Here is a 20,986-nt window from a genome sequence, read left to right on the forward strand (position 1 = left end):
CCCGATCCGCCCGTGCGCGTCAGCGCGAGACGGCGCGCGTGAACGCGCGACGCAGGGCGCTCGCCTTGAGCTCGACCTCGAGGGTCTCGGATTCCGGGTCGCTCGCGAGCACGATCGCGCCTCCCGCGCCGATCGACCAGCCGCGCGCATCCCGGACGGCGGTGCGGATGACGATGCTCAGCTCGGTCGAGCCGTCGGCGCCCAGCACGCCGAGCGCACCAGAGTAGACGCCGCGGTCTCGATCTTCGATGTCGCGCAGCAGCTCGACGCTGCGCAGCTTCGGCGCCCCGGTCATGGACCCGCCCGGGAACAGGGCCCGCACGACGTCGAGCGGCGGCACGCCTGGGGCCGAACCGCGCACGGTCGTGACCAGCTGGTGCACGGTCGTATACGACTCGACGGCCATGAGGCTCGGCACGTGCACCGAGCCGGGAGTGCAGACGCGGCCCAGATCGTTGCGCAGTAGGTCGACGATCATGAGGTTCTCGGCGAAGACCTTCGGATCGTTGGCCAGGTCTCTGGCCGCGGCGGCGTCGGCGAGAGGATCGGATGCGCGAGCCGCGGTGCCCTTGATGGGCTTCGTCTCGTACTCCCCGTCCGGGGTGCCGCGCAGGAGCCGCTCGGGAGACGCGCTCACGACCGCGCCGCCGTCGAACTCGAGCAGCGCGGCGTAGGGCGCCGGGTCGGCGGCGCGCACCTCCAGGAACAGGCTGAGCGGGTCGGGGTCGGCGTGCGGCCGGAACTCATTGGTCAGGCACAGTTCGTACGAGTCCCCCGCGAGGAGATGCTCGCGGCAGCGTTCGATGTCGGCGGCGTACCGCTCTCTCGACGTGTGCCAGGAACCGTCGGCGAGGACGTCGGGGCACTGGGACATCGCCGGGGCGCGTCCCGCGTCGGGGAGAGCGTGCCGGCGCTCGTCGCCCGATGTCTCGAGCGCCCCGCTGATTTCCTTGCTGAAGCGCTCGGCGCCGGCCTCCGCGAGCGCGCCGCTCGACGCGGTCGCGACGACGGTGACTGCGCCAGTTGCGCGGTCGACGAGCACCGCGCGCCGCGGGTCGAGCCACCACGCGTCGGGGAGGGCAGATGCGGTCTCCTGCGCCTCCCGGGGACCAACGCCGAGCATCCGCACCCCGAGCTCGTACCCGAAGTAGCCGAGCAGCCCGCCGCGAAACGCGAGTCCTTCGCCCCCGACGGCGCGCATGCCCTCGAGCTCCCGCTGCACGGTCTCGAAGCTCCCGTCGCCGTCCAGTCGCAGCACCCGCGCGGGCTCGCACGTCTCGCAGCCGGGCTCGGTCTCGTGCGCTGCCTCATCTGAGCCGTCGACGCGAGCGTCGTACGCGGCGCGGCTCCCGGCACAGATCGGGGCACAGGTCCCGGTACCGATCGGGGCGTCGTCGGCGAGGATGCTGAACCGCGCCTGCCGGCCGGTGTCGTCGGGAACATCCACCCAGGCGCTGGCGGAGCCTCGCCGAAGCACCTCGCGGTAGATGACCGCGGCGGCGGCCTCGGCTGCGGCCGTACCCTCCGGTTGCGGACCGCGCACGACGCGGCTCGCGACGAACAGATCGCGCGCCGCGGGGCGACGGCTCGCCTCACGCTGAACGCGGGCGTGCCGAGTACGACGCGCGGGTGCGCCGAGCCCCGCCGCATCCACGGCGTCGACGAAGTTCGCGACCATCTGCCGGCCATGCTCGCTCGCGATCGACTCCGGGTGGAACTGCACGCCCCAGATCGGCCGCCCCTCGACCTCGAGGCCCTGCACGACGCCGTCCTCGCTGCGCGCCGTGACGCGCAGCCCGGAGGGCAGGGGCTCGCTGACAACCAGGGAGTGGTACCTCGTGACGAGGGAGTCCTGGGGCACTCCGGCGAACGGGCCTGACCCGTCGTGAGAGAGGGGGCTGCGCCAGCCGTGCTTCGCTTCGGGGGCCGGCACGACCTCGCCGCCGTACCGCAGGGCAATGCCCTCGTGTCCGAGGCACACACCCAAGACCGGCAGGCGCTCCTCGGCGAGTGCGGCGTCGAGCACGATGGCTGAGCCCTCGAAGTCGGCGGGTTCGGCAGGATGCCCTGGGCCGGGCGAGATGACGACCCCGGCGACGAGCCCGTCGGAGACCCAGCCGAGGCACGCATCCACCGCCTGCATGTCACCGGCGTCGACCACCCGCACGTCGTGATCGCTGAGCTCCAGGAGCAGCTGGACGAGGTTGTAGGTGTATGAGTCGCGGTTGTCGACGACGACGATCACGCCGAGCGCCCATCCGGCCGGGGCACGGCGCTCGTCTCCTGCAGGCGAGGCCGCCACCTGCGCACCCTGGCGACGTCGAGGCCGAGGCGTGTGCCGTCGAGCATGGAGACGGGGCTGATGCCGTGGAGCGTATTGAGGTACCAGAGCTCATCCCAGCCGCGCTCGGCGGACGCGGCGAGCGGGTCGGCGAGCAGCTCGCCCTCGACGCGCGTGACGCCCGCTGTGGCGAGTAGTTTCTCGAGCACGCCCAGGGTCGTCCCTGCCACGCGGCGGCTCGCGGCGGGGATCACGAGGGTCTCGCCGAGCCAGCCGACGACCGTGCCGTAGGCCGCCTCAGTGATCGCGCCGCGTTCGTCGACGAGCAGGGCGTCGGCTGCACCTTCCTCGTGCACGCTCGCCCTGAGCTCCGCGAGGGAGGGGAAGTCAGGGCCCTTGAGCGTCGGCCAGCGCCGCTCGTCGAGGCGGGTGCTGAGCTTCGTGAGGGGCCGCGCGTCCGGCGCTGGCCGCAGGGCGAGCTCGACGAGCAGGCGCCCGTCGTCGAGGCGGGCGGAGAGGCGCGGGAACCACGCGTCGGTGAGGGGTGTGCTCTCGAACACGTCGCCCCAGATTCGAGGCCAGTCGGCCTCGACCGGGGTGGTTACGGCGGGGCTGCCAGCCCAGAGCGGCGGCCGCTCTGCTGCCGCTTGCCCGAAGAACTCGGAGACGGAGCGTTCGAAGCGCTGCCGGTGCGCGGCGGCGGCGATGACGCGCCCCGACTCGACGCGCCACGACTCGACGACACTCACCGCCGCGCTCGTGTCGCCCGCGCTGCCTGCGTCGCGTGCCGCTGCACCGTGATCCTGCATCGCCCCATTCTGCCCCAAGGGGTGAGCGGGGCGCCCGTGGCCCTCGGACGACGTTCATCCGTATCGTCGACGATGAGCTGCATGGCCACCCTCGACGAACGGATCAGCATGAGTCCCACCCCCACGAGCGTCGTCTTCGTCTGCAAGAAGAACGGCGGCAAGTCGCAGCTGGCGGCTGCCCTCCTGCGGGCGATCGCCGACGAGACGGTCGAGGTCTCCTCGGCAGGCACCTCCCCCGGCGGGGCGCTCAACGCCGAGTCGGTCGAGTCGCTTGCCGAACTCGGGATCGACGTCGGCGACGAGCATCCGAAGCCGCTCACACCGGCGATGCTCGCCGGTGCCGACCTCGTCGTGATCCTCGGCGACGAGGCGCAGCTGCCCGAGGACACGAGCGTGCCGGTCGAGCGGTGGATCACCGACGAGCCTTCCACGCGCGGCATCGTCGGCATGGAGCGGATGCGCCTCGTGCGAGACGACATCCGCGCCCGCGTCGCGGAGCTGCACAAACGGCTCCGCGACGCCTGACCGGTCTCGTCCTTCAGCCCGCGAAGCTCGCGAGCCGCGCCACGTGGCGCGCGAGGATGTCGGTCTCGACGTTCACCCGGTCCCCGGCGTCAAGGTCGCCGAGGGTCGTCGCGGCGAGCGTCTCGGGGATGAGCGACACCTCGAACCAGGGCGAGCCATCTGCGCCGGCGCTCCCGCCTGAGCCGACCGCGTCGACGCCGTTGCTGGGATTGACGGCACTGACGGCACTGACCGTCAGCGAGACACCCGACACGGCGACCGACCCCTTGTCGACGAGCAGCCTCGCGTGTGCTGGGTCGATGGCGAAGCGGATGCGCCGCCACGCGTCGAAGCGCTCCACCTCCAGCACCTGGCTGGTCGTGTCGATGTGCCCCTGCACGATGTGTCCACCGAGACGATCTCCGAGGCGCATGGCGCGTTCAAGGTTCACCGCGTCCCCCTCGGCCCGGTCGCCGAGCGCGGAGGCGCGCAGCGTCTCCCCCATGACGTCCGCGGTGAAGCCATCGTCGACCAGCTCGGCGACGGTGAGGCAGACGCCGTCGACCGAGATGGAGTCGCCGATCCTCGCGTCGCTGACGTTGAGCGGGGCCCGCACCGTGAGGCGCGCGTCCGTGTCATGCCGTTCGATGCCCGAGATGCGCCCGAGCTCTTCGATGATGCCTGTGAACACGGTCAGGCCTGTCCGCTCGCGGGCACGCTTGCCGGCTGGCTCGCGGGCCACGCCCGGAGCGCGCTCGCGGTAGCGATGGCGGCGAGTGCCGCATCCGCCCCCTTGTCCTCGAAGCTGCCCGGCAGGCCGATGCGGGCCTGCACCTGGGCTTCGTCGTCGCATGTGAGGACCCCGAAGCCGACCGGGATGCCCGTGCGCACGGCCACGTCGGTGAGGCCGTTGGTCGCGGCCGTGCACACGTAATCGAAGTGCGGGGTGCCGCCACGGATGACCACGCCGAGCGCGACGATCGCGTCCGGCCTGCTCACGGCGATGCGGCTCGCGGCGACGGGCAGCTCGAACGAGCCGGGAACCCGCACGACCTGGACGTCGGTGACGCCCGCATCTGCGAGTGCGCGGTGGGCGCCGTCGAGCAGCGCGTCCATCGCCGTCTCGTGCCACTCGGCCGCGACGACGACGACTCGCATGCCGCGCCCGTCGGCCTGCACTGTCGGTGCTCCATGTCCACTCATCGTCGTGCTCCTCTCACGTGCGCCTTGGCGGCGCGCTGCTGGCTGTGGTCCTGTGTTTCTTCCTGCGTGGGCGTTGCGGGGAAGCCCGGGTGCTCCCTGCGGTGGCGCACGATGTCGTCGACGTGCAGCAGCACCAGGTCGGTGGCTGCCGCGAGCTCGAGCGCCTCGCCGAACGACAGCATCTCGCCGTCGTCCCGCACGAGCTCGGCGATGACGCCCACCTCGCCGGTGCCAGCGAGGCGCACAAGATCGACGGCCGCCTCGGTGTGCCCCGGACGCTCGAGCACGCCGCCATCCACGGCGCGCAGCGGCAGCACGTGGCCCGGGCGGATGAGATCGCTCGGTCGTGCATCGGCTGCGGCGAGTGCGCGGACGGTCGTGGCCCGGTCGGTTGCCGAGATCCCCGTCGTCACTCCCTGGGCCGCGTCGACCGTGACCGTGTAGGCAGTGCCGCGCGCGTCCTCGCTGCGTTCCACCATGATGGGCAGGCTGAGCCGGTCGGCGAGCATCGCCGGGAGGGGCGCGCAGAGGAGCCCGGAGGAATGGCGGATGATCCAGCCCATCCACTCGGGGGTGGCGGTGTTCGCCGCGAGGATCGCGTCGACCTCGTTCTCTCGTGAGGAGGCGTCGGCGACGAGCACGGGGCGTCCTGCCCGCAGCGCCTCGAGCGCCCGGAGCAGTTCAGCGTTCATGCTGCGACTCCCACGGGTGCAGCGCCGGGGACGCGAACGGCGGGTGATTCGGGGCCCCGGACGAGCCGGATGAGCGTGTCGACGCCCAGCGGATGCACGGAGTCGGTCGTCCACCTGTTCGCGTCCCGGAGGCTCCCTATGTCGAGCGACGCGACGGAGCTCGCCCCATCGCCCAGCAGGATGGGCGCGACGTAGGCGTCGATCTCGTCGACGAGTCCGGCGCGCAGGAAGGCCGCCGCGATGGTGGGGCCGCCTTCGACGATGACGTGGCGGACGCCCCTTGCGTGCAGGATCTCGAGGGCGTCGACCGGGTCGTGGGTCCTGAGGTGCACGAACAGCTCCGGCTCCGCGCGCACGGCGGCGCCCTCGTCGACCTCGCGCAGCCCCATCACGACACGCAGGGGCTGTGATGCGTCGGTCGCCGCGACTCCCCGCACCGACAACGAGGGGTCGTCGGCACGCTGCGTTCCGGTGCCGACGAGGACCGCGCAGGCGTCGGCCCGACGCTGGTGCGCATGCGCCCTGGCGGCCTCGGAGGTGATCCACTGGCTCGACCCGTCGGCGGCGGCGACCCTCCCGTCGAGCGTGGATGCGAGCTTGAGCGTCACGAAGGGCCGCCGCTCGGTGACGCCTGTGAGCCAGACGCGCAGGAGCGATTCGGCCTCGACCTGACGGGTGCCCATGGACACGCTCACCCCGTGCGTGCGAAGGCGCGCCGCTCCCCCGGATGCGATCGGGTTCGGGTCCGCCACCGCGTACACGACCTCCGCGACACCTGCGTGCAGGAGGGCGTCGGCGCACGACGGCGTCCTGCCGCTGTGGGCGCAGGGCTCGAGGGTCACGACGGCAGTCGCGCCCCGTAGCTCCGCCCCGGCTGCGCGCGCGGCGTCGAGCGCGGCGGCCTCCGCGTGCGGGGTGCCCGCTCCGCGGTGGTGGCCGCTCCCCAGGATGCGGCGCGGGCCGCCGGCACCGGAGGGCGGCGAGAGCAGGACGCACCCGACCTGTGGGTTCGGATCTCTGGCTGACCCTCGGGCCGCCAGGGAGAGCGCCAATTGCATGGCGGCGTCGACAGTGTCGACGCGTGTGGGTTCTTGGATCGGCATGGCCGGACCTCCGCGTTTCGCGTACCACGGGGCCATATCCCGGTGCCGGCGCAGCCGGAGAGTCCGGCAGCCGACGCCTCAGAGGCCCTCGCCGAAACGAGCGCCTCCCATGCACCTACCATCCGGACTTTAACCGTCGGTCCCGGAATTCCACCAGGTCAACCGCTCGCGGACGAGCGGGTCGCGGACTCTCACCGCCGGTTCGGACTTTCACCGACCCCGGAGCATGTTGCACGGCGAGCATAAGCCTGCAAGCTTGGCGTGTGACGTCGTGGGACAGCTCATGCCCAGGTGGGTGCCCGCGCGGACGGCCGCGCTACGCCACCACTTCGCGGAGCCCGATCGCGAGGTGCACGTCCTGCCGCTGCCCACCCGAGTGCACGAGCGACGCTCCGTCGTCGTCGACCGTGAGCTGGGTACGGTGGCTGCGGAGGGCGGCGACGACCGCAGCCCGGTGCTGCTCGAGGTCGAACCATTCGAGGTCGCCGATCTCGGCGGCGAGGGCGCGCTCGCTCTGCTCGACGAGCTCCGCGAAGCGAACACCGGCTGCCGCTGATGCGGCGAGGCTCGCTTCCCGCGCCCGAACATGGTCGGGGTGCCCGTACCCGCCGGTCGCGTCGTAGCTGATGACGAGGTCCGGTCCGTCATGGGCGATCGCGGCGGCCAGATCAGCGGTGACCTCCTCGAGCGGTGCGACGCTCAGCGACCGCAGGTCGGTCTCGTCGGCGGGGCCCGCGAGGCCCGGCCGCAGCCAGCGCATCCCCGAATCACGGTAGTCGCGGGGTTCGAGGCCCTCGGCGCGTGCGGGGACGGTGCCGAGCCAGCGGTGCTCGTCGATGCCGAGGGCGTCGAGCGAGCCGCGCAGCTCCCGCTCTCGCACGGCCGCGAGCTCGCCGATGGAGGTGGCGTCTGGCAGCGCGCCGTCGACGATCTCGCCGAGTTCGCCGCGCGTGCACGTCACGAGCGTGACGCGTGCGCCGCGTTCGTGGAGCTCGCGGAGCAGGGCGCCGCCGGCAAGCACCTCGTCGTCGGGATGCGCGTGCACGACCAGAGCGTGGCGCACCGAATCGAGCAGACTGCGGCCGGTCTCAGGCACGCGCGGAACCCAGCCGGGCCTGTGCGACGAGGTCGCGGAATACCGAGAGGAGGCCTTCCGCGCTGAGGTCCCACGAGTGGGTGAGCGCGTGCTCGCGGGCGGCGCGGCTCATGCGCTCGGCGACCTCGGACTGCCGGAGGATGCCCGCGATGGCGGCCGCCCAGTCGGCGGGGTCTCGCGTTTCGAGCAGGATGCCGGTGACGCCGTCGACGACGGCCTCGCGGAGTCCGCCGGCCGCGGAGGCGACGACGGCCACGCCGGATGCCGCAGCTTCGAGCGCGACGAGACCGTACGTCTCGGAGTGGGAGGGGATCAGCACGAGATCCACGAGGCGCAGTTGGGCTGCGAGCGCGTGCCTGCTGAGCGAGCCGATGTACTGCACGTGGTCGGCGAGCCCGTGCTGCTCGACGGCGTCATGCAGGCGAGCCTCGTACTCGCGGCCGTCGGCATCCGGCGGTGCGGCGCCCACGAGCACGTAGTCGGGGCGGACGTCGGCGTCAACCTCGGCGATCGCGTCGAGGGCCAGGTCGAATCCCTTGAGCGGATGCAGCCGCCCGGCAGACAGGGCACGCCTGGGTCGCTGCTCGTGGGCGGCCGGTTCGGCCCGCGCATCCCAGGCGGGGAAGAACAGGTCGGCGTCGACGCCCGGCGGCACGATGTGCGTGATCGCGGGGTCGCCGCCGAGCCTCGAGAGGACCGTGTCGCGTTCGGCCCTGCTGACGACGACGATCGCGTCGACGGACTTCGCGAGCATCGCCTCGCCGGCGAGCCGTCCAGGGGATTCGGCGCGTTCCCCGTCGGCGAGCGGCGTGGAGCTGTCCGCGGCGATGGAGTGGAAGCTCTGCGCGATCGGTATCCCGAGCTCGCGGGCGACGGGCAGGGCGGCGACGCCCGAGAACCAGTGCTGGGCGTGCAGCACATCGACGGGGAGTTCGCCGAGGAGCGTGGCGAGCGCATCCTGGAATTCGCGGATGACGTGCTCGTGCTCACCCTTCGCGATGAGGCGGGCCGGCCCGGCGTCGAGGTTGTGGAGGCGCAGGTTCTCGCGCAGCTGCACGGTGGATGCGGAGTCTGGATCGCTGCGTCGCGTGACGAGCTCGACCTGGTGGCCGCGGGCGGCGAGCGCCTCGGCCTGAGCGAGCACGACGACGTTCATGCCGCCTGCATCCTTGGTGCCCGGCTCGTCGAGCGGGGAGGTGTGGAGCACGACAAACGCGATACGGAGGGGGCGCTCATCGGAGAGGACGTCAGGCATGCCTCCGACCGTAGGCCCCGCGGCCCCACTTTTCCATTCGGGATGCCCTCGGTTACGCGCCGGGCTGGCGTCCGGCCGTTCCCGTAGGGCCGCCGTCACCCGTGAGCCCACCGCCCCGATCGGCGGTCGTTCAGGGCCAGCGGTCCGCAGATGAGGATCAGCGTGCCGATTGCGGAGATCGCGAGGGCGGGGCCCGGGCCGACACTGTCGGTGAGCGCCCCGAATGCTGCCGCGCCGAGCGCTGCGCCGAGGTTGACGGCGGTGTTGATCCAGCTGCTCGCCTCGGTTCGCGCTCGCGGGTCGGTGCGAGCGTCCGCGGCGAGGTAGCCGACGATGAGGGTCGGCGCCAGGAAGATGCCGCTGAGGGCGAAGCCGAGGATCGCAACGCCGACACCCCCGAGGAGCCCGGTCGCCGTGAGGATCGCAAGAAGAGCCAGGGTGAGCACGAGCAGCTGACGCTCCGGCCTCGCGCGGAGGTCCCATCGGCCGTAGAGCAGGCCGCCGATCGCGCTGGCGGCCGCGAACACAGCGAGCAGTGCGCCTGCCAGCACCGTGCTGGATGCGGCGGCGGCCACTGCGGGGGCTGCGACTTCGACGCAGCCGAGCATCACTCCCGGGGCCGTCATCGCCAGCACGATGGGCAGGAAGCCCTTGGAGCGCAGCGGACGCAGCGCCGGTCGGGCGTCTGGGACCTCCACCTGACGTGAGCCGCGCTGCGCTCGTGACCGTGGGCTCGTCACGAAGAGTGCCGTCCCAAGAGCGACGCAGCCTGCCGAGACGACCAGCGATGAGAGCGGATCCGCGACGACGGCGAGGACGGCGGCCGCCAGCGGGCCGACGGCGAACGTCACCTCTTCCGCGACGGCGTCGAGACTGAATCCGCGAGTGCGCTGGGGGCCAGCCGGGAGTGCTGCCGCCCAGAGCACGCGCATGACCGCGCCGAATGGCGGGGCGCTCACCCCCGCGAGCGCGCTGAGGAGCAGCAGTGTCGGCAGGCCTGCACTCGACGACAGCCCGACGCCGAGAAGGGATGCGGCGTGGACGAGCCCGAGGGCCGTCACCACGAGGCGCTGTCCGTGTCGATCGATGAGTCGCGCTCGCCATGGTGTGGCGACGACGTTGGCGACGCCGAGCGTCGCCGTTGCGATGCCGGCCACTGCGAATGAGCCCGTCGACTGTTCCAGGAGGAGGATCAGCGCGAGCCCGGAGGTTGCCAGCGAGAGGCGCCCGATGATGCTGGCGAGGAATGAGCGTGAGAGGTGCGGCGTTCGCAGCACTGAAGCGTATGAGGGTCGTTCAGGGGACAACGGAGACTCCGATGAGATCTCGCTTCGCACTCATCCCCAGAGATGAGCGAAGCGGCCTGCGTCAGGAAAGCACGCGGAAGAAGGCGCGCTGAAACCCACCCGGGTCGGTGCTGGGAACTGCGAGGGGCGGGTCGCAGGACCGTCAGGCGAAGGCGACGATGAAGCCGATCATCCATGCAGACTACCCACCCTGTCGACGCGACGCGGAGGTCGCTCGTCGGCGTCGCAACCGCGGTACCGGCCCCACCACTGCAGCGTCGCCCTGCTCGAGGGCACGGCAGTTGACCACCGAGGTGGCTGTGTGGTCAAAGTCGCTTGATCGGAACGGTGAGGCCGTGCAGGGCAGGCGGGTGCGTTCCGCCCGCGACCTCTGGCGGTTCTTGTCCGCTTGGCTGGGCGGGGCCGTCGGTGCGCTTCCGAGAGCTGCCGCCGTCGTCGACTCGAGACGCTCGTCGTCGGCTGACCGAGTCCAGGACTCGCTCACGAGTGAGCTCCGACTCCATCCGCTCGAGCGCCGCCATGACCGCGAACATCATCGACCCCGTGGGCGTCGACGTGTCCACCTCTGCCCCGTCGAGGTCGAGCACCCGCAGAGCGACACCCTCCGCGCGCAGCTCGGCGGCCAGCCGCAGCAGGTCGCCGGTGGACCGCCCGAGCCGGTCGAGCGTCGGCACGACCAAGGTGTCTCCGCCGCTCAGCGCGCGCAGGGCGGCGTCGAGGGCCGAGGAGGAGTCGCGAGCGGTGGCCTCTACACGGTCGACGTAGACGTCGTCCGCTCGGACGCCAGCAGCTCGAAGGTCCGCCTCCTGCCGATCGGCGCCCTGTTGTCGGGTCGAGACTCGGGCGTAGCCGATGAGTTTGGGCACGCTTCTCCTGTCGCCGAACCAACGTCGAAGACGCGACTTTACCGATCGCCCCGAGACGCCGAGGCATGACGGCGGCGAGCCACGAACTTCCGTCGTTCTGGGGACTCGCCTGCGGCTCCACTCCCGAGCCTGTGACCGTCGTCTGCAGCAGCGGAAGCGAGAAGCGGCAGCCACCCCGAGGGGATGACTGCCGCTTCTCGCGCTCGTGAGCCCTACTTCTTGAAGGCGTCCTTGACGTCTTCGCCCGCCTGCTTCACGTTGGCGCTGGCCTGGTCGGCCTGGCCCTCTGCGACGAGCTTGTCGTTGTCGGTGGCCTTGCCGAGGGCTTCCTTGGCCTTGCCGCCGAACTCTTCTGCTGCGTTCTTGATCTTGTCTCCTGCGCTCATGGCAGTTCCTTTCTCGTTGTGCGGCTCTGGGGGAGCCACGGTTCTGTTCTTGCGGTGGGTGTGGGGGCTTCGTTCGGGTCGTGCCGTGCGGGCTGTGGTGCCTACTGGAGGCGCGTCGACTGCTGTACCTTGGCGCGGAATCCGCCGCTCAGCTGCAGCAGGACCGGCACCTCCTGCCCGAGGAGCGAATCGAGCGCCTCGAGGTTCTGCTCGACGATCGCCGTCGCGTCTCTGGGCGAGACGCCGCGTCGACAGGTCGCCGACACCTTGAGCGTCGGGGTGCGTTTCACGTCGTACGCGGAGACGCTGGTCGAGAGGAACTCGTCACGTTCGCCGAGCGCCTCGCTGAGGGCATCGCGTGCGACGGACACGTCGACGACGGTACGTCCCGTGTCCGAGCTACGGTCGCGGATGAGCGTTCCCGTCCGCCCCTGTCCCTGTCGGAGGCTGAAGGCGAGGAGCAGGATGATGCCCACCACGAGGACGGCGACGACGGCGATCATCAGCCAGCTGAAGTCGGTGCCCGGGAAGGGTGTCTGCTGGAGCCAGCTCCCGACCTGCGTGTTCACGGTTTCGGAGATGGGGGTCCAGGTGTCCTTCGCTCCGGGCAGCCAGGCACCGAGTGCCGCAGCTGCTCCGACCGCGAGCAGGACGAGGCCGACGGCGACGATGAGGAGGCGGTTCAGGCCTCGGTTCGTGCTGTTCATGCGCCGACCTTCCCGTTCTCTGCGACGCGCACCTTGGCGGTGACGCGCGGGGTGAGCTCGTACTGCTCGAGCTGCTGCGTGACGGCCGCTTCGATGGAGGCGGCGTCGACCGGGACCCCGGATGCGGGGGTGAGGCGCACATCAGCGCGGCGGTGCGACACGGACACGGTGACGTTGTCGGGGCTGACATGGCCAGCTCGCGCCGCGTGCCTGGCCAGCGCCGAGGCGATGACCGCGTTGTCCGCGACGGTCGCGGTCCGCGACGAGCGCAGGACGTGACGGGAACGGCGACCGGGGGCGAGCCCTGCGATGAGCAGGATCAGCCCGATGACGGCCACGACGACGCCGGCGGGGCCGACGTACTGGGCGGGCTGCTCGAGCACACCAAGTGTCGAGGCGAACATGTCGACCGGTGCCACGAGGAGCGCCGGGAGGGCGAGGAGCGCGAGGACGATCTCCGTGCCGACCCAGGCCGCGACGACGATGAGCAGCACGGCGAGGACGATCGCGAGCGCCGAACGTGGCGAATGCGTCTCGCGCCGGGAGACGCGGGAGTAGAGCGACGTGTGGCTGCTCATCTGACTCGCTCCTCTGGTTTGATCTCGAGTCCGGTCAGTCGGATGGTGACCGCGCTGATACTGGAACCGCTGAGGGTCTGCACGCGGTCACGGATGGTGGTCTTCGCAGTCTCGACTCGCTCGAGGAGCGGGCCTCCGCTGCGGGAGATGGAGCTCGGCTGTTCGCGGATGCGAGCCAGCGAGGGCACTCGAATGGGGGTGCTGAGTCGCAGTGCGAGCTTGCCGTTGTGGTCGTCGAGGTCGACGCTGACGCTGCCAGCGTCGACCCCGAGCGCGTCACCGGCGACAGCTGACACGAGTCTGTTCAGCGCCTTCGCGGTGAGCCGTGTCGTGCCTCGCTGCGCCGCGCCGCCCGGAGCCGTCGCGGCGATGCTCATGAGGACGTGTTCCGTCCGCGGAGTACATCAACAAGTGCACTGGCGTTGAGCTTGCCGTCGAGGATCCGACCGATCAGTCCGCCGATCAGCATCGCGATGACGACGAAGAAGAACGCCCAGAAGCCCAGGATGACCCAGGTCAGCGCGAGGACCGCGCCGATGAGAATGCCGGTTCGGGTGAGGGATGCGGTGCTCACTGGACTCGCGCCTCTTCCTTCTCGTCCTTCTCCTCGTTCTTGTCGTCGGAGGGGAGGTGCACGTCGTTGACGGTCACGTTGACCTCGGTGACCTCGAGACCGACGATCGTCTCGATCGCGCGGATCACGTCGGCGCGGACACCATCGGCGACGTCCTGCAGCGCCACGGGGTAGTCGGCGACGATGGTCACGTCGACGGCGACCTGCTTCTCGCCGACCTCGACGCTGATGCCCTGGCCCTGGTCGGTGGCGTTCAGGGCGTTGCGGATGGCACCGAGTGCACGGGCGGCGCCGCCACCGAGGTCGTAGACGCCGTGTGCTTCACGAGCGGCGATACCGGCGACCTTCGCGACGACGCCGTCATCGATCGTGGTCTTGCCGTGTCCGTCGACCTGTGCGGACTGGAGGTCCTTGCGGCTGGTGGTCGGGGCTCCGGTGGCGGGGGTGGTGTTCGACATGAGGTTCTCCTTGTGATCTCTGGCCGGTGCTGGTGCATCGGCCGGGGGTGTATGGGTATGACGCATCAGGTCCGTGATTCGTCACGAAATTGTTCGAACTCGTCTTGGCAGGAAGTGAAGCGGTCGACGCGAGCAGGATCATAGGAAGCCCCGCTGGGCGCGCAACTGAACGAGACACCAACTCCGCGACGCGAGCCAGGCGTGAAAGAGTGTTTTGATCAGCCTTTTTCGTCCAATTACGCTTGCACATCTCCGCGTTGGACCAGTTTGATTCCGACTGTCGACGAAAATGTCTCTGAAGCCGCGAATCCGATATTCAGAACCGTGATTCCCCGGTTCTCGGCGCGCATCACCCGGGCAATTTTCGAGTGGCCCGCGCCCAGAGGTCAACCGCGGACTGCAGCCAGCAGCCCCGTACACGTGCCGTTCGCATTCGCGGCGCATCATGGCGCCGCATCCGCTCCCCCGCACGCCGGCGGACGCGCCGCACCTGACCCCGGAGGAACGCATGGCTATCGACCAACCCCAGGACCTGCGCGAATACATCGAACACCTGCGCTCGCTCGGCTACTCGGTGCGCGACGGCCACACCAACGACCCCGACCTCATCGACCCGCAGGGCAACCCCGTCTACACGTGGCAGGAGGGGTACCCCTACGAGGAGCGCCTCAGCCGCGACGAGTACGAGAGCGAGAAGTACCGCCTCCAGGTGGAGCTGCTGAAGTGCCAGTACTGGATGGAGGACAACGACAAGCGCGCCGTGATCCTCTTCGAGGGGCGCGACGCGGCCGGCAAGGGCGGCACCATCAAGCGCTTCACGGAGCACCTCAACCCGCGCAAGGCGCGCGTCGTCGCCCTAGCGAAGCCCAGCGACCGCGAGCGCGGGCAGTGGTTCTTCCAGCGCTACATCCAGCACCTCCCCACGGACGGCGAGCTCGTCATGTTCGACCGCTCCTGGTACAACCGCTCCGGCGTGGAGCGGGTCATGGGGTTCTGCAGCGATGACGAGCACACGCAGTTCATGCAGCAGGCACCGGCGTTCGAGAAGATGCTCGTCGACTCGGGCATCCACGTGACGAAGTTCTGGTTCTCGGTGTCGCGCACCGAGCAGCGCACGCGCTTCGCGATCCGCCAGCTCGACCCTGTGCGGCGGTGGAAGCTCTCCCCCATGGACCTCGCCTCGCTCGACCGCTGGGAGGACTACACGGCGGCGAAGGAGGAGACGTTCCGCCTCACCGACAAGAAGCACGCACCGTGGACGATCATCCGCTCCAACGACAAGAAGCGGGCACGCCTGAACGCGATGCGATTCTGGCTCGGTCAGTTCGACTACGAGGGCAAGGACCACGATGTGGTCACGAAGCCGGACCCGCTGCTCGTGATGCGGGGCAAGCAGGAGACGGCCGACGAGTAGGGCCGGCGCCGCGCGGGGCTCCGCGTCGCGTGGCCTGGCGGGGCCGGGTCAGCTCGAGAGCTGGGCCCGCATGAGGTCGCGGAACACGGGCACGAGCGGGTTGTCGGTCGAGCGCAGCGTGCACATCATCACGGTGACGGGCTCGATGTCATCGATCGGCACGAACACGACGTCGTCGCGCTGGTAGTGGCGGGCGGCGGAGCTCCCGGCGATATTCACGCCAGCCCCCGCGGCGACGAGCTCGAGCAGGCCCTCCATGCTGTCGGCGGATGCGCCTGGCACGATCCTCGTCCCATCGGCCCGCGGGCTCACCACCCACCAGTCGAGGATCTCCTGCGGTCCAGCGGAGGCCGCGACGAACACCTCGTCGTTCGTCTCCAGGATCGAGACCGACGAGCGGGCAGCCAGACGGTGTCCCGCCGGGACCACGAGCATCCGCCCCTCCGACCAGAGGGGCTCGCAGGTCACCTCGTCGGACGCGCTCACGGGCGAGGGCGCCAGCACGACGTCGACCCGGTCGCTGACGAGGTCGTCGACGACCTCGAAGAAGCCGGTGCGGCGCATCTCGAGCCGCGCATCCGGAACTTGCTGCAGCATCGAGCCGATCGCCGACGCAGCGAGGGAGCCTGTGGCGGAGGCCACGACGCCGAGCCGAAGCTGCGGCGCCGCCTGCTCGCTCGCGAGGCGCTGGGCCCACTCGAGGATCTCCCGGTGGTCGTCGCGGAGTCGCCTGGCGAGCGGCAGGAACTCGATTCCGAACGAGGTGAGCGTCAGCGGGCGCGATTCACGGTCGAACAGCTTGACCCCCAGCTGCCGCTCGAGGCGGCCGATCTGCTGGCTCAAGGAGGGGGTGGCGATGCGGATCCGCTCGGCGGCTCGACCGAAGTGCAGCTCCTCGGCGAGCACGCAGAAGTACTGCACGGCGTGGATCGGGATGTCCATGTTCAGAGACTAGACGGGCGCGCGCCACCGGAAGCGGCGGCGGTCGCGAGCTCCCCGGGATGCCCTGTCAACGGGCGCTCTCCGGCGGTCCCGCGTGCAGGGCCAGGAACCGCAGGGCCGGAGCCACGACGGTCTCGAGGTCGTCGAGTCCACGCCACATGTGGTCGGCTCCTGCCACGAGCTGCAGTTCGACGTGCGCGCCGACCGAGTGGAGCGCATCCCGCAGCAGCAGGCTCTGCTCGCTCGGCACCATGCTGTCGTCGGTTCCGTGCGCCAGGAGGAAGGGTGGTACCCCTGCGTGCACGGCGCGCACCGGGCTCGCCGCCTCAGTGAGCTCGCGGTGCTCCGCGAGGGGCCCACCGATGAGCAGCTCCTCGCGACTCGGCTGGACTGACGCGCCGGGCGCGCCGACAGGCTTCGGGATCGCCGCGAGGTCGCTCGGCCCGTACCAGTCGACAACCGCCCGCACGGGCGTGCCAGGCACAGCGGCCGCGAGCGCTGCGAGGTGCCCGCCGGCGGATTCGCCCCAGAGCGCGACGCGCGTGGCATCCAGGCCGAACATCGCGGCGCCCTCGTCGAGCACCCAGCCGATCGCGGCTTCGACATCGGCGAGCTGCGCCGGGAACCTCGCCTCCCCGCTCAACCGGTAGTCGACAGACGCGACGGCCCACCCCGCACGGGTCAGGCGCCCGAACGTCTCCGCCTCGGTGCGCCCCGGGCAGAAGACGCGGCGACTCCCCCGGAACCACCCGCCGCCATGCACGAACACGATGACGGGTGGGCGTCCCGCCTCCGGCAGGTGCAGGTCGAGGGTGAGCGGCCGGAATCCGGCAGGCGCAGAGAAGATGATGTCGCGCACGACGCGAGCGTGCGCCGGTGTCCGCTGCTCGCCGGACTCTGGCGTCGTGATCAATCGAACAGCTCGTATCCCTGCACGAAGTGCACGTCGTACTTCGCGCCCTGCGCGCCGAACACGGCGGGCTCCGGGATGTGAAACTCAGCTTCCTCCGGAATGCCGGGCTTCGACGTGGGCCGCGCCACGGCCCGGAAGAAGTCCGTGAATCCCGCGCTCGTGACGCCGAAGATCTTCCCAGTCCGCTCGATACGGTACGAATGGATGGTGTCCTTCGGCACGAATCCGAAGCCCCCGGCCTCGAGGACGCGCGTCTCGCGGTTGCCCTGCCGATCGTCGATCCACAGCCGGATGGCCCCCTCGAGCACGAAGAACGTCTCGTGCGTCTCAGCGTGGAAGTGCGGCGGGACAGGCCTGCCCGGGCGCCCCTCCGTGATGAACGCGTCGAACTGGCCCGCGGTCTGCGGCGAGGTCGTGAGCAGCGTGAAGAGCTGGTCGAAGAGCACGAGCTTGTCGCCTTCTGCGGCGTCCAACAGGTACGGCAGCGGGGCCGCGGGGAGCTGGCTCTCGATCGGGGCGAATGCTGACATCGGCAACCTCCTTGTTGCGGGCCGGTCGGCCCTCGTCGTCAACCCTCGCAAGTCCTTGCGCCCCGCGCGACGGGGTCCTGCCTAAGGGACGTGAGCCACCTCCTAACGGGCAGATGCCCTCTGGGGCGGAACGCGCCGCCTTCGGCAACTACCATCGGCTTCCATGAGTCGCGAAAGAGCAGCATGACGGGCCCGACCGCACCTGCCCCAGGAATCGGCGGGTCTGACGGGCAGGGACCGAGCGGATCCCCTGCCGCGCCGCCCACCGCCGCGCCGCCGCCCTCCATTCACGTGCGCGCCGTGCTCACGTGGTTGGCGATCTTCCCGCTCGTCGCCATCACGTCGATGCTCGCGGACCCCCTCGTCGGGTCATGGCACCCCATCGCCCGGGCCTGCGTCGTGACGCTCGTCGTCGTCCCGCTGGCGGTGTACCTCGTCGTGCCGTCCTTCGTGAAGCTCTACGGGCGCGTCCGCCGCCGGTGACCGGTCGAGCCACCAGCGCGAGAGGTCGACTCTCTAGGATCTGAGCATGCACCACGCACAGTTCATCGAGGTGACCGCGGATGCGGCAAGCGCGTTCGCGACGCTCCTCGGCTCGGCAGACCTCGCGACGCCCGTCCCCTCCTGCCCTGGCTGGTCGCTCGCCGAGCTGGCCGAGCACCTCGGTGGCGTGCACCGGTGGGCGCGCGCGCAGCTGCTCGGCGGTGGCCAGCAGGTCGAGCGGCTGGCTCCGGAGGCACCCCTCGACGACCGGGACGCGCTGCTCGCCTGGTTCCGCGAGGGCGCCGCGGAGCTCGTGGCGACCCTGCGCGAGCTGCCGGAGGCCGCGCCCTGCTGGGCCCTCTACCCGCCGGCCCGCGCATCCACCTGGGCGAAGCGGCAGGCTCTCGAGACGACCCTGCACCTCTGGGACGCGACCGACAGCCTCGGCATCGCGGTGCCCATTCCGGCCACGATCGCGGCGGTCGGAGTCGCCGAGGTCGCGCACGACATGTACCCGAGACAGGTGTCGCTCGGGCGAATGCCGTCGCTCGACGAACGCGTCGACCTCGAGTTGCGGGGCCTCGACGCGAGCACACCTTCGCCGGTGCGGCTCGGCCCGATCGGCGAGGTGGCGGCCGGTGGGTCCTGGCCCACCGAGACCACCACCCCAGCCGATGCGACGCTCGAGCTCACCGCCGAGGACGCGCTGCTGCTGCTCTGGAAGCGACGCGAGCTCACGACGGTGGACGCCCGGCTCACGGGCTCGGCCGCGGCACTCGAGCGGGTGCTCGCGCACCCACTCGCCCCGTGAGACCCGTGAGCGCCGCGACAGCGTCAGACGCTCGTTAGCTGCTGAGCGTCGCCGCGAACGGGTCTCGCTGGTGATCCACGAGCGGAACCCGCTCGAGCGTGCTCTCGACGACGACGACCTCGCCGGCCGCCGCCGACTCCTCGATGGCGAGCATGATGTCGAGCACGTGCAGGGCGAGCTCGCCGGTCGCGACGTGCGGGAGCCCCTCGCGGATACCGCGGGCCATGTCGAGCGTGCCGTATCCGCGCCCCGTGACCGTTCCCTCCTCCGGGTAGTCCTCCCAGCTCGGCTCGAGCGTCTCCGAGTACTCCTGGGGATGGCGCGCCACTCGCGTGCCCCCGTCGGCGTGGTTCGGGTCGGGGGTGATGAGCATGCCGCCCGGGCCGATAATCTCGACGGTGCCCATCTCGGCGAGCGGGGAGTCGTTGCTGAAGGTGAGCTGCGCGCTGGCCCCGCTTTCGAAGGTGACGAGCGCATCCACGTGCGTGAGCACCTCGACTGGGAACGACTGGCCCGCGTTCGGGCCGAGCTTCACGGTGCGGGCTTCCTTGGCCGTCGAGCCCGTCGCGTAGACCTTCCTGACGGGGCCGAACGCGCTCACGAGAGTCGTCACGTAGTACGGCCCCATGTCGAGCAGTGGGCCGCCGCCGCGGGCGAAGAGGAACGCCGGGTTGGGGTGGAACAGGTCGGGCCCCGAGTAGCGCATCATGGTGCGGGCCGTGAGCGGGGTGCCGATGACGCCGCTCGCGAGGTGACGGAGGGCGGTCTGGATGCCCGGGTTCAGCACCGTGTCGGGTGCAACCCCCACGCGCAGGCCAGCCGCGTCGGCCGCCTCGAGCAGGGTCTTGGCCTCCTGTCGGTCGATGCCGATGGGCTTCTCGATCCACACGTGCTTGCCCGCCGCGATGGCGTCGAGCGCGACCGGGACGTGGGCGGCCGGGATAGTCAGGTTGATGACGATCTCGACGTCATCGTTCGCCAGCACCGAGGCGGGCGAGCCGGAGAACGGAACACCGTAACTCGCGGCCTTCTCTGCGGCGAGGGCCTCGTTGAGGTCGCCAAGCGCCACGACTCGCACGTCGGGGAAGCGCGTCAGGTTGTCGAGGTAGGCGTTGCTGATCATGCCGGTGCCGATGATGCCGACGCCGACGGGGCCTCTCCTGGCCGTCTGGCGGCGCACCTGCTCGCTGCTCATGCGCGGTTCTCCAGGTAGTCGAAACTGGCGGCGATCGCGGCGAAGATGTCGCCGTCGAAGTGGTCGAACTCGATGACGGCGAATTCCGCCGACGGGGTAGCCGCAAGGGCAGCCTCGAGCGGGATGGCACCTTGACCGGCCGGGACCTGGCCCAGCCCCGACGGGTCGAAGGGAGCATCCGCGACGAACGGGTTCTCGACCTGCGGACCGTCCTTGATGTGGAGGGCCCTCACGCGGTCGCCAAGACGCCTGAGCAGGGCCGGCGCATCCACTCCCCCGATGTGCGCCCAGTACACGTCGATCTCGAGGACCACCTCGTCGTCGAGGAGCCCCGCGAAGTACTCGAGGGCGGGGACGCCCTCGATGAGGGTGCTGAGCTCCCACGCGTGATTGTGGTAGCCGACGCGGAGGCCGTGCTCGGCGGCTGACCTGGCTGCCTCGTTGAGGGCGGACGCCGTCGCCTCGACGGCTTCGCCGGTCGACCAGTCGAAGACCGCAGGGTCGATGACGACCTCCATGCCGAGCTTCTTCGCTGCCTCGAAGGTGGCGGCGTGGCTCGGCACCGGCGTCGTCACGCCCTCGCGCGTGACCTCCTTGGCGACGAGCATCGCGTGACCCGTCGGGGCCGCGATGCCGTGCCTGGCGAAGGCCGCCGCGAGCTCGTCGGCGCGGTCGACGAAGGCGAAGGCTTCGACGTTGCGCAGGCCGATCTCGCTGAGGCGCGCGAGCGTGCCGTCAAGGTCGGCTTCGAGGTGCGAGTTGACGCTGTACAGCTGCAGCGAGGTCGCTGGCCGCTGCGCTCCCGTTCGAGTGGAGGGCGCTTCTGGTCGAGTGGTGGGCACGGTGACTCCTGTGTCGGTGGGCGTCCGCCCCGTCGCG

General features: G+C 70.7%; 25 protein-coding genes and 1 riboswitch. Of the genes, 4 read left to right on the top strand and 21 right to left on the bottom strand.

The window, feature by feature from the left end:
• Positions 1-19: 19 nt before the first annotated feature.
• Both GV007_RS01335 and GV007_RS01340 read right to left on the bottom strand, forming a co-directional pair.
• Positions 20-2,302 (bottom strand): chorismate-binding protein, encoded by a 2,283-nt coding sequence (locus tag GV007_RS01335; protein ID WP_160070669.1) that lies wholly within the window; start codon positions 2,300-2,302, stop codon positions 20-22.
• A complete protein-coding gene (locus GV007_RS01340) occupies positions 2,242-3,090 on the bottom strand; it encodes an aminotransferase class IV (RefSeq protein ID WP_160070670.1) in 849 nt (282 codons plus the stop codon). The genes GV007_RS01335 and GV007_RS01340 overlap by 61 nt, the downstream gene beginning before the upstream one ends.
• 108 nt (positions 3,091-3,198) lie before the next feature.
• Here GV007_RS01340 and GV007_RS01345 point away from each other — a divergent pair, with 108 nt between their 5' ends.
• Positions 3,199-3,615, top strand: a complete 417-nt coding sequence (locus GV007_RS01345; protein WP_160070671.1) for an arsenate-mycothiol transferase ArsC — start codon at positions 3,199-3,201, stop codon at positions 3,613-3,615.
• A 13-nt stretch (positions 3,616-3,628) separates the two neighbouring features.
• Here GV007_RS01345 and GV007_RS01350 read toward each other — a convergent pair whose 3' ends face one another.
• The 14 genes from GV007_RS01350 to GV007_RS01415 form a co-directional block, all read right to left on the bottom strand.
• Complete coding sequence (locus GV007_RS01350) at positions 3,629-4,285, bottom strand: riboflavin synthase (RefSeq protein WP_160070672.1); 657 nt, start codon at positions 4,283-4,285, stop codon at positions 3,629-3,631.
• 2 nt (positions 4,286-4,287) lie between these two features.
• Positions 4,288-4,797 carry a 6,7-dimethyl-8-ribityllumazine synthase gene (gene ribH, locus GV007_RS01355; protein WP_160070673.1) on the bottom strand — a complete coding sequence of 170 codons (510 nt, stop codon included), beginning with the start codon at positions 4,795-4,797 and terminating at the stop codon, positions 4,288-4,290.
• On the bottom strand, positions 4,794-5,489 hold the full coding sequence (gene ribB / locus GV007_RS01360) for a 3,4-dihydroxy-2-butanone-4-phosphate synthase (RefSeq protein ID WP_160070674.1): 696 nt from the start codon (positions 5,487-5,489) through the stop codon (positions 4,794-4,796). Before ribB ends, ribH begins: the two co-directional genes overlap by 4 nt.
• Positions 5,486-6,592, bottom strand: a complete 1,107-nt coding sequence (ribD, locus tag GV007_RS01365) for a bifunctional diaminohydroxyphosphoribosylaminopyrimidine deaminase/5-amino-6-(5-phosphoribosylamino)uracil reductase RibD (RefSeq protein ID WP_160070675.1) — start codon at positions 6,590-6,592, stop codon at positions 5,486-5,488. Before ribD ends, ribB begins: the two co-directional genes overlap by 4 nt.
• A 106-nt stretch (positions 6,593-6,698) precedes the next feature.
• Positions 6,699-6,823, bottom strand: a riboswitch (FMN riboswitch).
• An 85-nt stretch (positions 6,824-6,908) separates the two neighbouring features.
• Positions 6,909-7,688, bottom strand: a complete 780-nt coding sequence (locus tag GV007_RS01370; protein WP_160070676.1) for a PIG-L deacetylase family protein — start codon at positions 7,686-7,688, stop codon at positions 6,909-6,911.
• Positions 7,681-8,943 (bottom strand): glycosyltransferase, encoded by a 1,263-nt coding sequence (locus GV007_RS01375; RefSeq protein WP_160070677.1) that lies wholly within the window; start codon positions 8,941-8,943, stop codon positions 7,681-7,683. Before GV007_RS01375 ends, GV007_RS01370 begins: the two co-directional genes overlap by 8 nt.
• Before the next feature lie 95 nt (positions 8,944-9,038).
• Positions 9,039-10,250 (bottom strand): MFS transporter, encoded by a 1,212-nt coding sequence (locus tag GV007_RS01380; protein ID WP_236558230.1) that lies wholly within the window; start codon positions 10,248-10,250, stop codon positions 9,039-9,041.
• 305 nt (positions 10,251-10,555) lie between these two features.
• Entirely contained in the window at positions 10,556-11,116 is a 561-nt protein-coding gene (locus GV007_RS01385; protein WP_160070678.1) for a recombinase family protein, read from the bottom strand.
• Positions 11,117-11,328: 212 nt separating this feature from the next.
• The gene (locus GV007_RS01390; protein ID WP_160070679.1) at positions 11,329-11,502 is read right to left on the bottom strand and encodes a CsbD family protein; all 174 of its coding nucleotides are present in this window, start codon (positions 11,500-11,502) and stop codon (positions 11,329-11,331) included.
• Positions 11,503-11,603: 101 nt separating this feature from the next.
• Positions 11,604-12,209: a hypothetical protein gene (locus tag GV007_RS01395; RefSeq protein WP_160070680.1), complete on the bottom strand. Its 606-nt coding sequence runs from the start codon at positions 12,207-12,209 to the stop codon at positions 11,604-11,606.
• Complete coding sequence (locus GV007_RS01400; protein WP_160070681.1) at positions 12,206-12,787, bottom strand: DUF6286 domain-containing protein; 582 nt, start codon at positions 12,785-12,787, stop codon at positions 12,206-12,208. Before GV007_RS01400 ends, GV007_RS01395 begins: the two co-directional genes overlap by 4 nt.
• Positions 12,784-13,164 (bottom strand): hypothetical protein, encoded by a 381-nt coding sequence (locus tag GV007_RS01405; RefSeq protein ID WP_160070682.1) that lies wholly within the window; start codon positions 13,162-13,164, stop codon positions 12,784-12,786. Before GV007_RS01405 ends, GV007_RS01400 begins: the two co-directional genes overlap by 4 nt.
• Complete coding sequence (locus GV007_RS01410; RefSeq protein WP_194678252.1) at positions 13,161-13,361, bottom strand: DUF2273 domain-containing protein; 201 nt, start codon at positions 13,359-13,361, stop codon at positions 13,161-13,163. The genes GV007_RS01405 and GV007_RS01410 overlap by 4 nt, the downstream gene beginning before the upstream one ends.
• A complete protein-coding gene (locus GV007_RS01415) occupies positions 13,358-13,819 on the bottom strand; it encodes an Asp23/Gls24 family envelope stress response protein (protein WP_160070683.1) in 462 nt (153 codons plus the stop codon). Before GV007_RS01415 ends, GV007_RS01410 begins: the two co-directional genes overlap by 4 nt.
• A gap of 508 nt (positions 13,820-14,327) precedes the next feature.
• On the opposite strand from GV007_RS01415, the gene ppk2 reads away from it, so the two are divergent.
• On the top strand, positions 14,328-15,233 hold the full coding sequence (ppk2, locus tag GV007_RS01420) for a polyphosphate kinase 2 (protein WP_104243321.1): 906 nt from the start codon (positions 14,328-14,330) through the stop codon (positions 15,231-15,233).
• Between the two features lie 48 nt (positions 15,234-15,281).
• On the opposite strand, the gene GV007_RS01425 is transcribed toward ppk2, so the two are convergent.
• The 3 genes from GV007_RS01425 to GV007_RS01435 all read right to left on the bottom strand — a co-directional run bounded on the left by GV007_RS01425 (position 15,282) and on the right by GV007_RS01435 (position 17,618).
• Positions 15,282-16,175: a LysR family transcriptional regulator gene (locus GV007_RS01425; RefSeq protein WP_160070684.1), complete on the bottom strand. Its 894-nt coding sequence runs from the start codon at positions 16,173-16,175 to the stop codon at positions 15,282-15,284.
• Positions 16,176-16,242: 67 nt separating this feature from the next.
• Entirely contained in the window at positions 16,243-17,088 is an 846-nt protein-coding gene (locus GV007_RS01430; protein WP_201297536.1) for an alpha/beta hydrolase, read from the bottom strand.
• Positions 17,085-17,618 carry a quercetin 2,3-dioxygenase gene (locus tag GV007_RS01435; RefSeq protein WP_160070685.1) on the bottom strand — a complete coding sequence of 178 codons (534 nt, stop codon included), beginning with the start codon at positions 17,616-17,618 and terminating at the stop codon, positions 17,085-17,087. The genes GV007_RS01430 and GV007_RS01435 overlap by 4 nt, the downstream gene beginning before the upstream one ends.
• Positions 17,619-17,801: 183 nt before the next feature.
• Between GV007_RS01435 and GV007_RS01440 the strand changes: the two genes are divergently transcribed.
• Positions 17,802-18,101 (top strand): hypothetical protein, encoded by a 300-nt coding sequence (locus GV007_RS01440; protein ID WP_160070686.1) that lies wholly within the window; start codon positions 17,802-17,804, stop codon positions 18,099-18,101.
• Positions 18,102-18,147: 46 nt separating this feature from the next.
• Positions 18,148-18,912, top strand: coding sequence for a maleylpyruvate isomerase family mycothiol-dependent enzyme (locus GV007_RS01445; RefSeq protein WP_160070687.1), 765 nt, complete (start codon positions 18,148-18,150; stop codon positions 18,910-18,912).
• A gap of 34 nt (positions 18,913-18,946) precedes the next feature.
• On the opposite strand, the gene GV007_RS01450 is transcribed toward GV007_RS01445, so the two are convergent.
• Together GV007_RS01450 and GV007_RS01455 are read right to left on the bottom strand one after the other, a co-directional pair.
• Positions 18,947-20,107: a Gfo/Idh/MocA family protein gene (locus tag GV007_RS01450; RefSeq protein ID WP_160070688.1), complete on the bottom strand. Its 1,161-nt coding sequence runs from the start codon at positions 20,105-20,107 to the stop codon at positions 18,947-18,949.
• Complete coding sequence (locus GV007_RS01455; RefSeq protein WP_160070689.1) at positions 20,104-20,949, bottom strand: sugar phosphate isomerase/epimerase family protein; 846 nt, start codon at positions 20,947-20,949, stop codon at positions 20,104-20,106. Before GV007_RS01455 ends, GV007_RS01450 begins: the two co-directional genes overlap by 4 nt.
• Positions 20,950-20,986: the final 37 nt, after the last annotated feature.

Source organism: Pseudoclavibacter sp. 8L, assembly GCF_902506465.1.
In the GTDB taxonomy this organism is placed as follows: Bacteria; Actinomycetota; Actinomycetes; order Actinomycetales; family Microbacteriaceae; genus Pseudoclavibacter.

Coding starts and splice junctions, on each gene's coding strand:
- GV007_RS01340 (WP_160070670.1), bottom strand. CDS start 3,090: ATGCAGGATCACGGTGCAGCGGCACGCGACGCAGGCAGCGCGGGCGAC.
- GV007_RS01345 (WP_160070671.1), top strand. CDS start 3,199: ATGAGTCCCACCCCCACGAGCGTCGTCTTCGTCTGCAAGAAGAACGGC.
- ribH (WP_160070673.1), bottom strand. CDS start 4,797: ATGAGTGGACATGGAGCACCGACAGTGCAGGCCGACGGGCGCGGCATG.
- ribB (WP_160070674.1), bottom strand. CDS start 5,489: ATGAACGCTGAACTGCTCCGGGCGCTCGAGGCGCTGCGGGCAGGACGC.
- ribD (WP_160070675.1), bottom strand. CDS start 6,592: ATGCCGATCCAAGAACCCACACGCGTCGACACTGTCGACGCCGCCATG.
- GV007_RS01375 (WP_160070677.1), bottom strand. CDS start 8,943: ATGCCTGACGTCCTCTCCGATGAGCGCCCCCTCCGTATCGCGTTTGTC.
- GV007_RS01390 (WP_160070679.1), bottom strand. CDS start 11,502: ATGAGCGCAGGAGACAAGATCAAGAACGCAGCAGAAGAGTTCGGCGGC.
- GV007_RS01395 (WP_160070680.1), bottom strand. CDS start 12,209: ATGAACAGCACGAACCGAGGCCTGAACCGCCTCCTCATCGTCGCCGTC.
- GV007_RS01400 (WP_160070681.1), bottom strand. CDS start 12,787: ATGAGCAGCCACACGTCGCTCTACTCCCGCGTCTCCCGGCGCGAGACG.
- GV007_RS01405 (WP_160070682.1), bottom strand. CDS start 13,164: ATGAGCATCGCCGCGACGGCTCCGGGCGGCGCGGCGCAGCGAGGCACG.
- GV007_RS01415 (WP_160070683.1), bottom strand. CDS start 13,819: ATGTCGAACACCACCCCCGCCACCGGAGCCCCGACCACCAGCCGCAAG.
- ppk2 (WP_104243321.1), top strand. CDS start 14,328: ATGGCTATCGACCAACCCCAGGACCTGCGCGAATACATCGAACACCTG.
- GV007_RS01425 (WP_160070684.1), bottom strand. CDS start 16,175: ATGGACATCCCGATCCACGCCGTGCAGTACTTCTGCGTGCTCGCCGAG.
- GV007_RS01435 (WP_160070685.1), bottom strand. CDS start 17,618: ATGTCAGCATTCGCCCCGATCGAGAGCCAGCTCCCCGCGGCCCCGCTG.
- GV007_RS01440 (WP_160070686.1), top strand. CDS start 17,802: ATGACGGGCCCGACCGCACCTGCCCCAGGAATCGGCGGGTCTGACGGG.
- GV007_RS01445 (WP_160070687.1), top strand. CDS start 18,148: ATGCACCACGCACAGTTCATCGAGGTGACCGCGGATGCGGCAAGCGCG.
- GV007_RS01450 (WP_160070688.1), bottom strand. CDS start 20,107: ATGAGCAGCGAGCAGGTGCGCCGCCAGACGGCCAGGAGAGGCCCCGTC.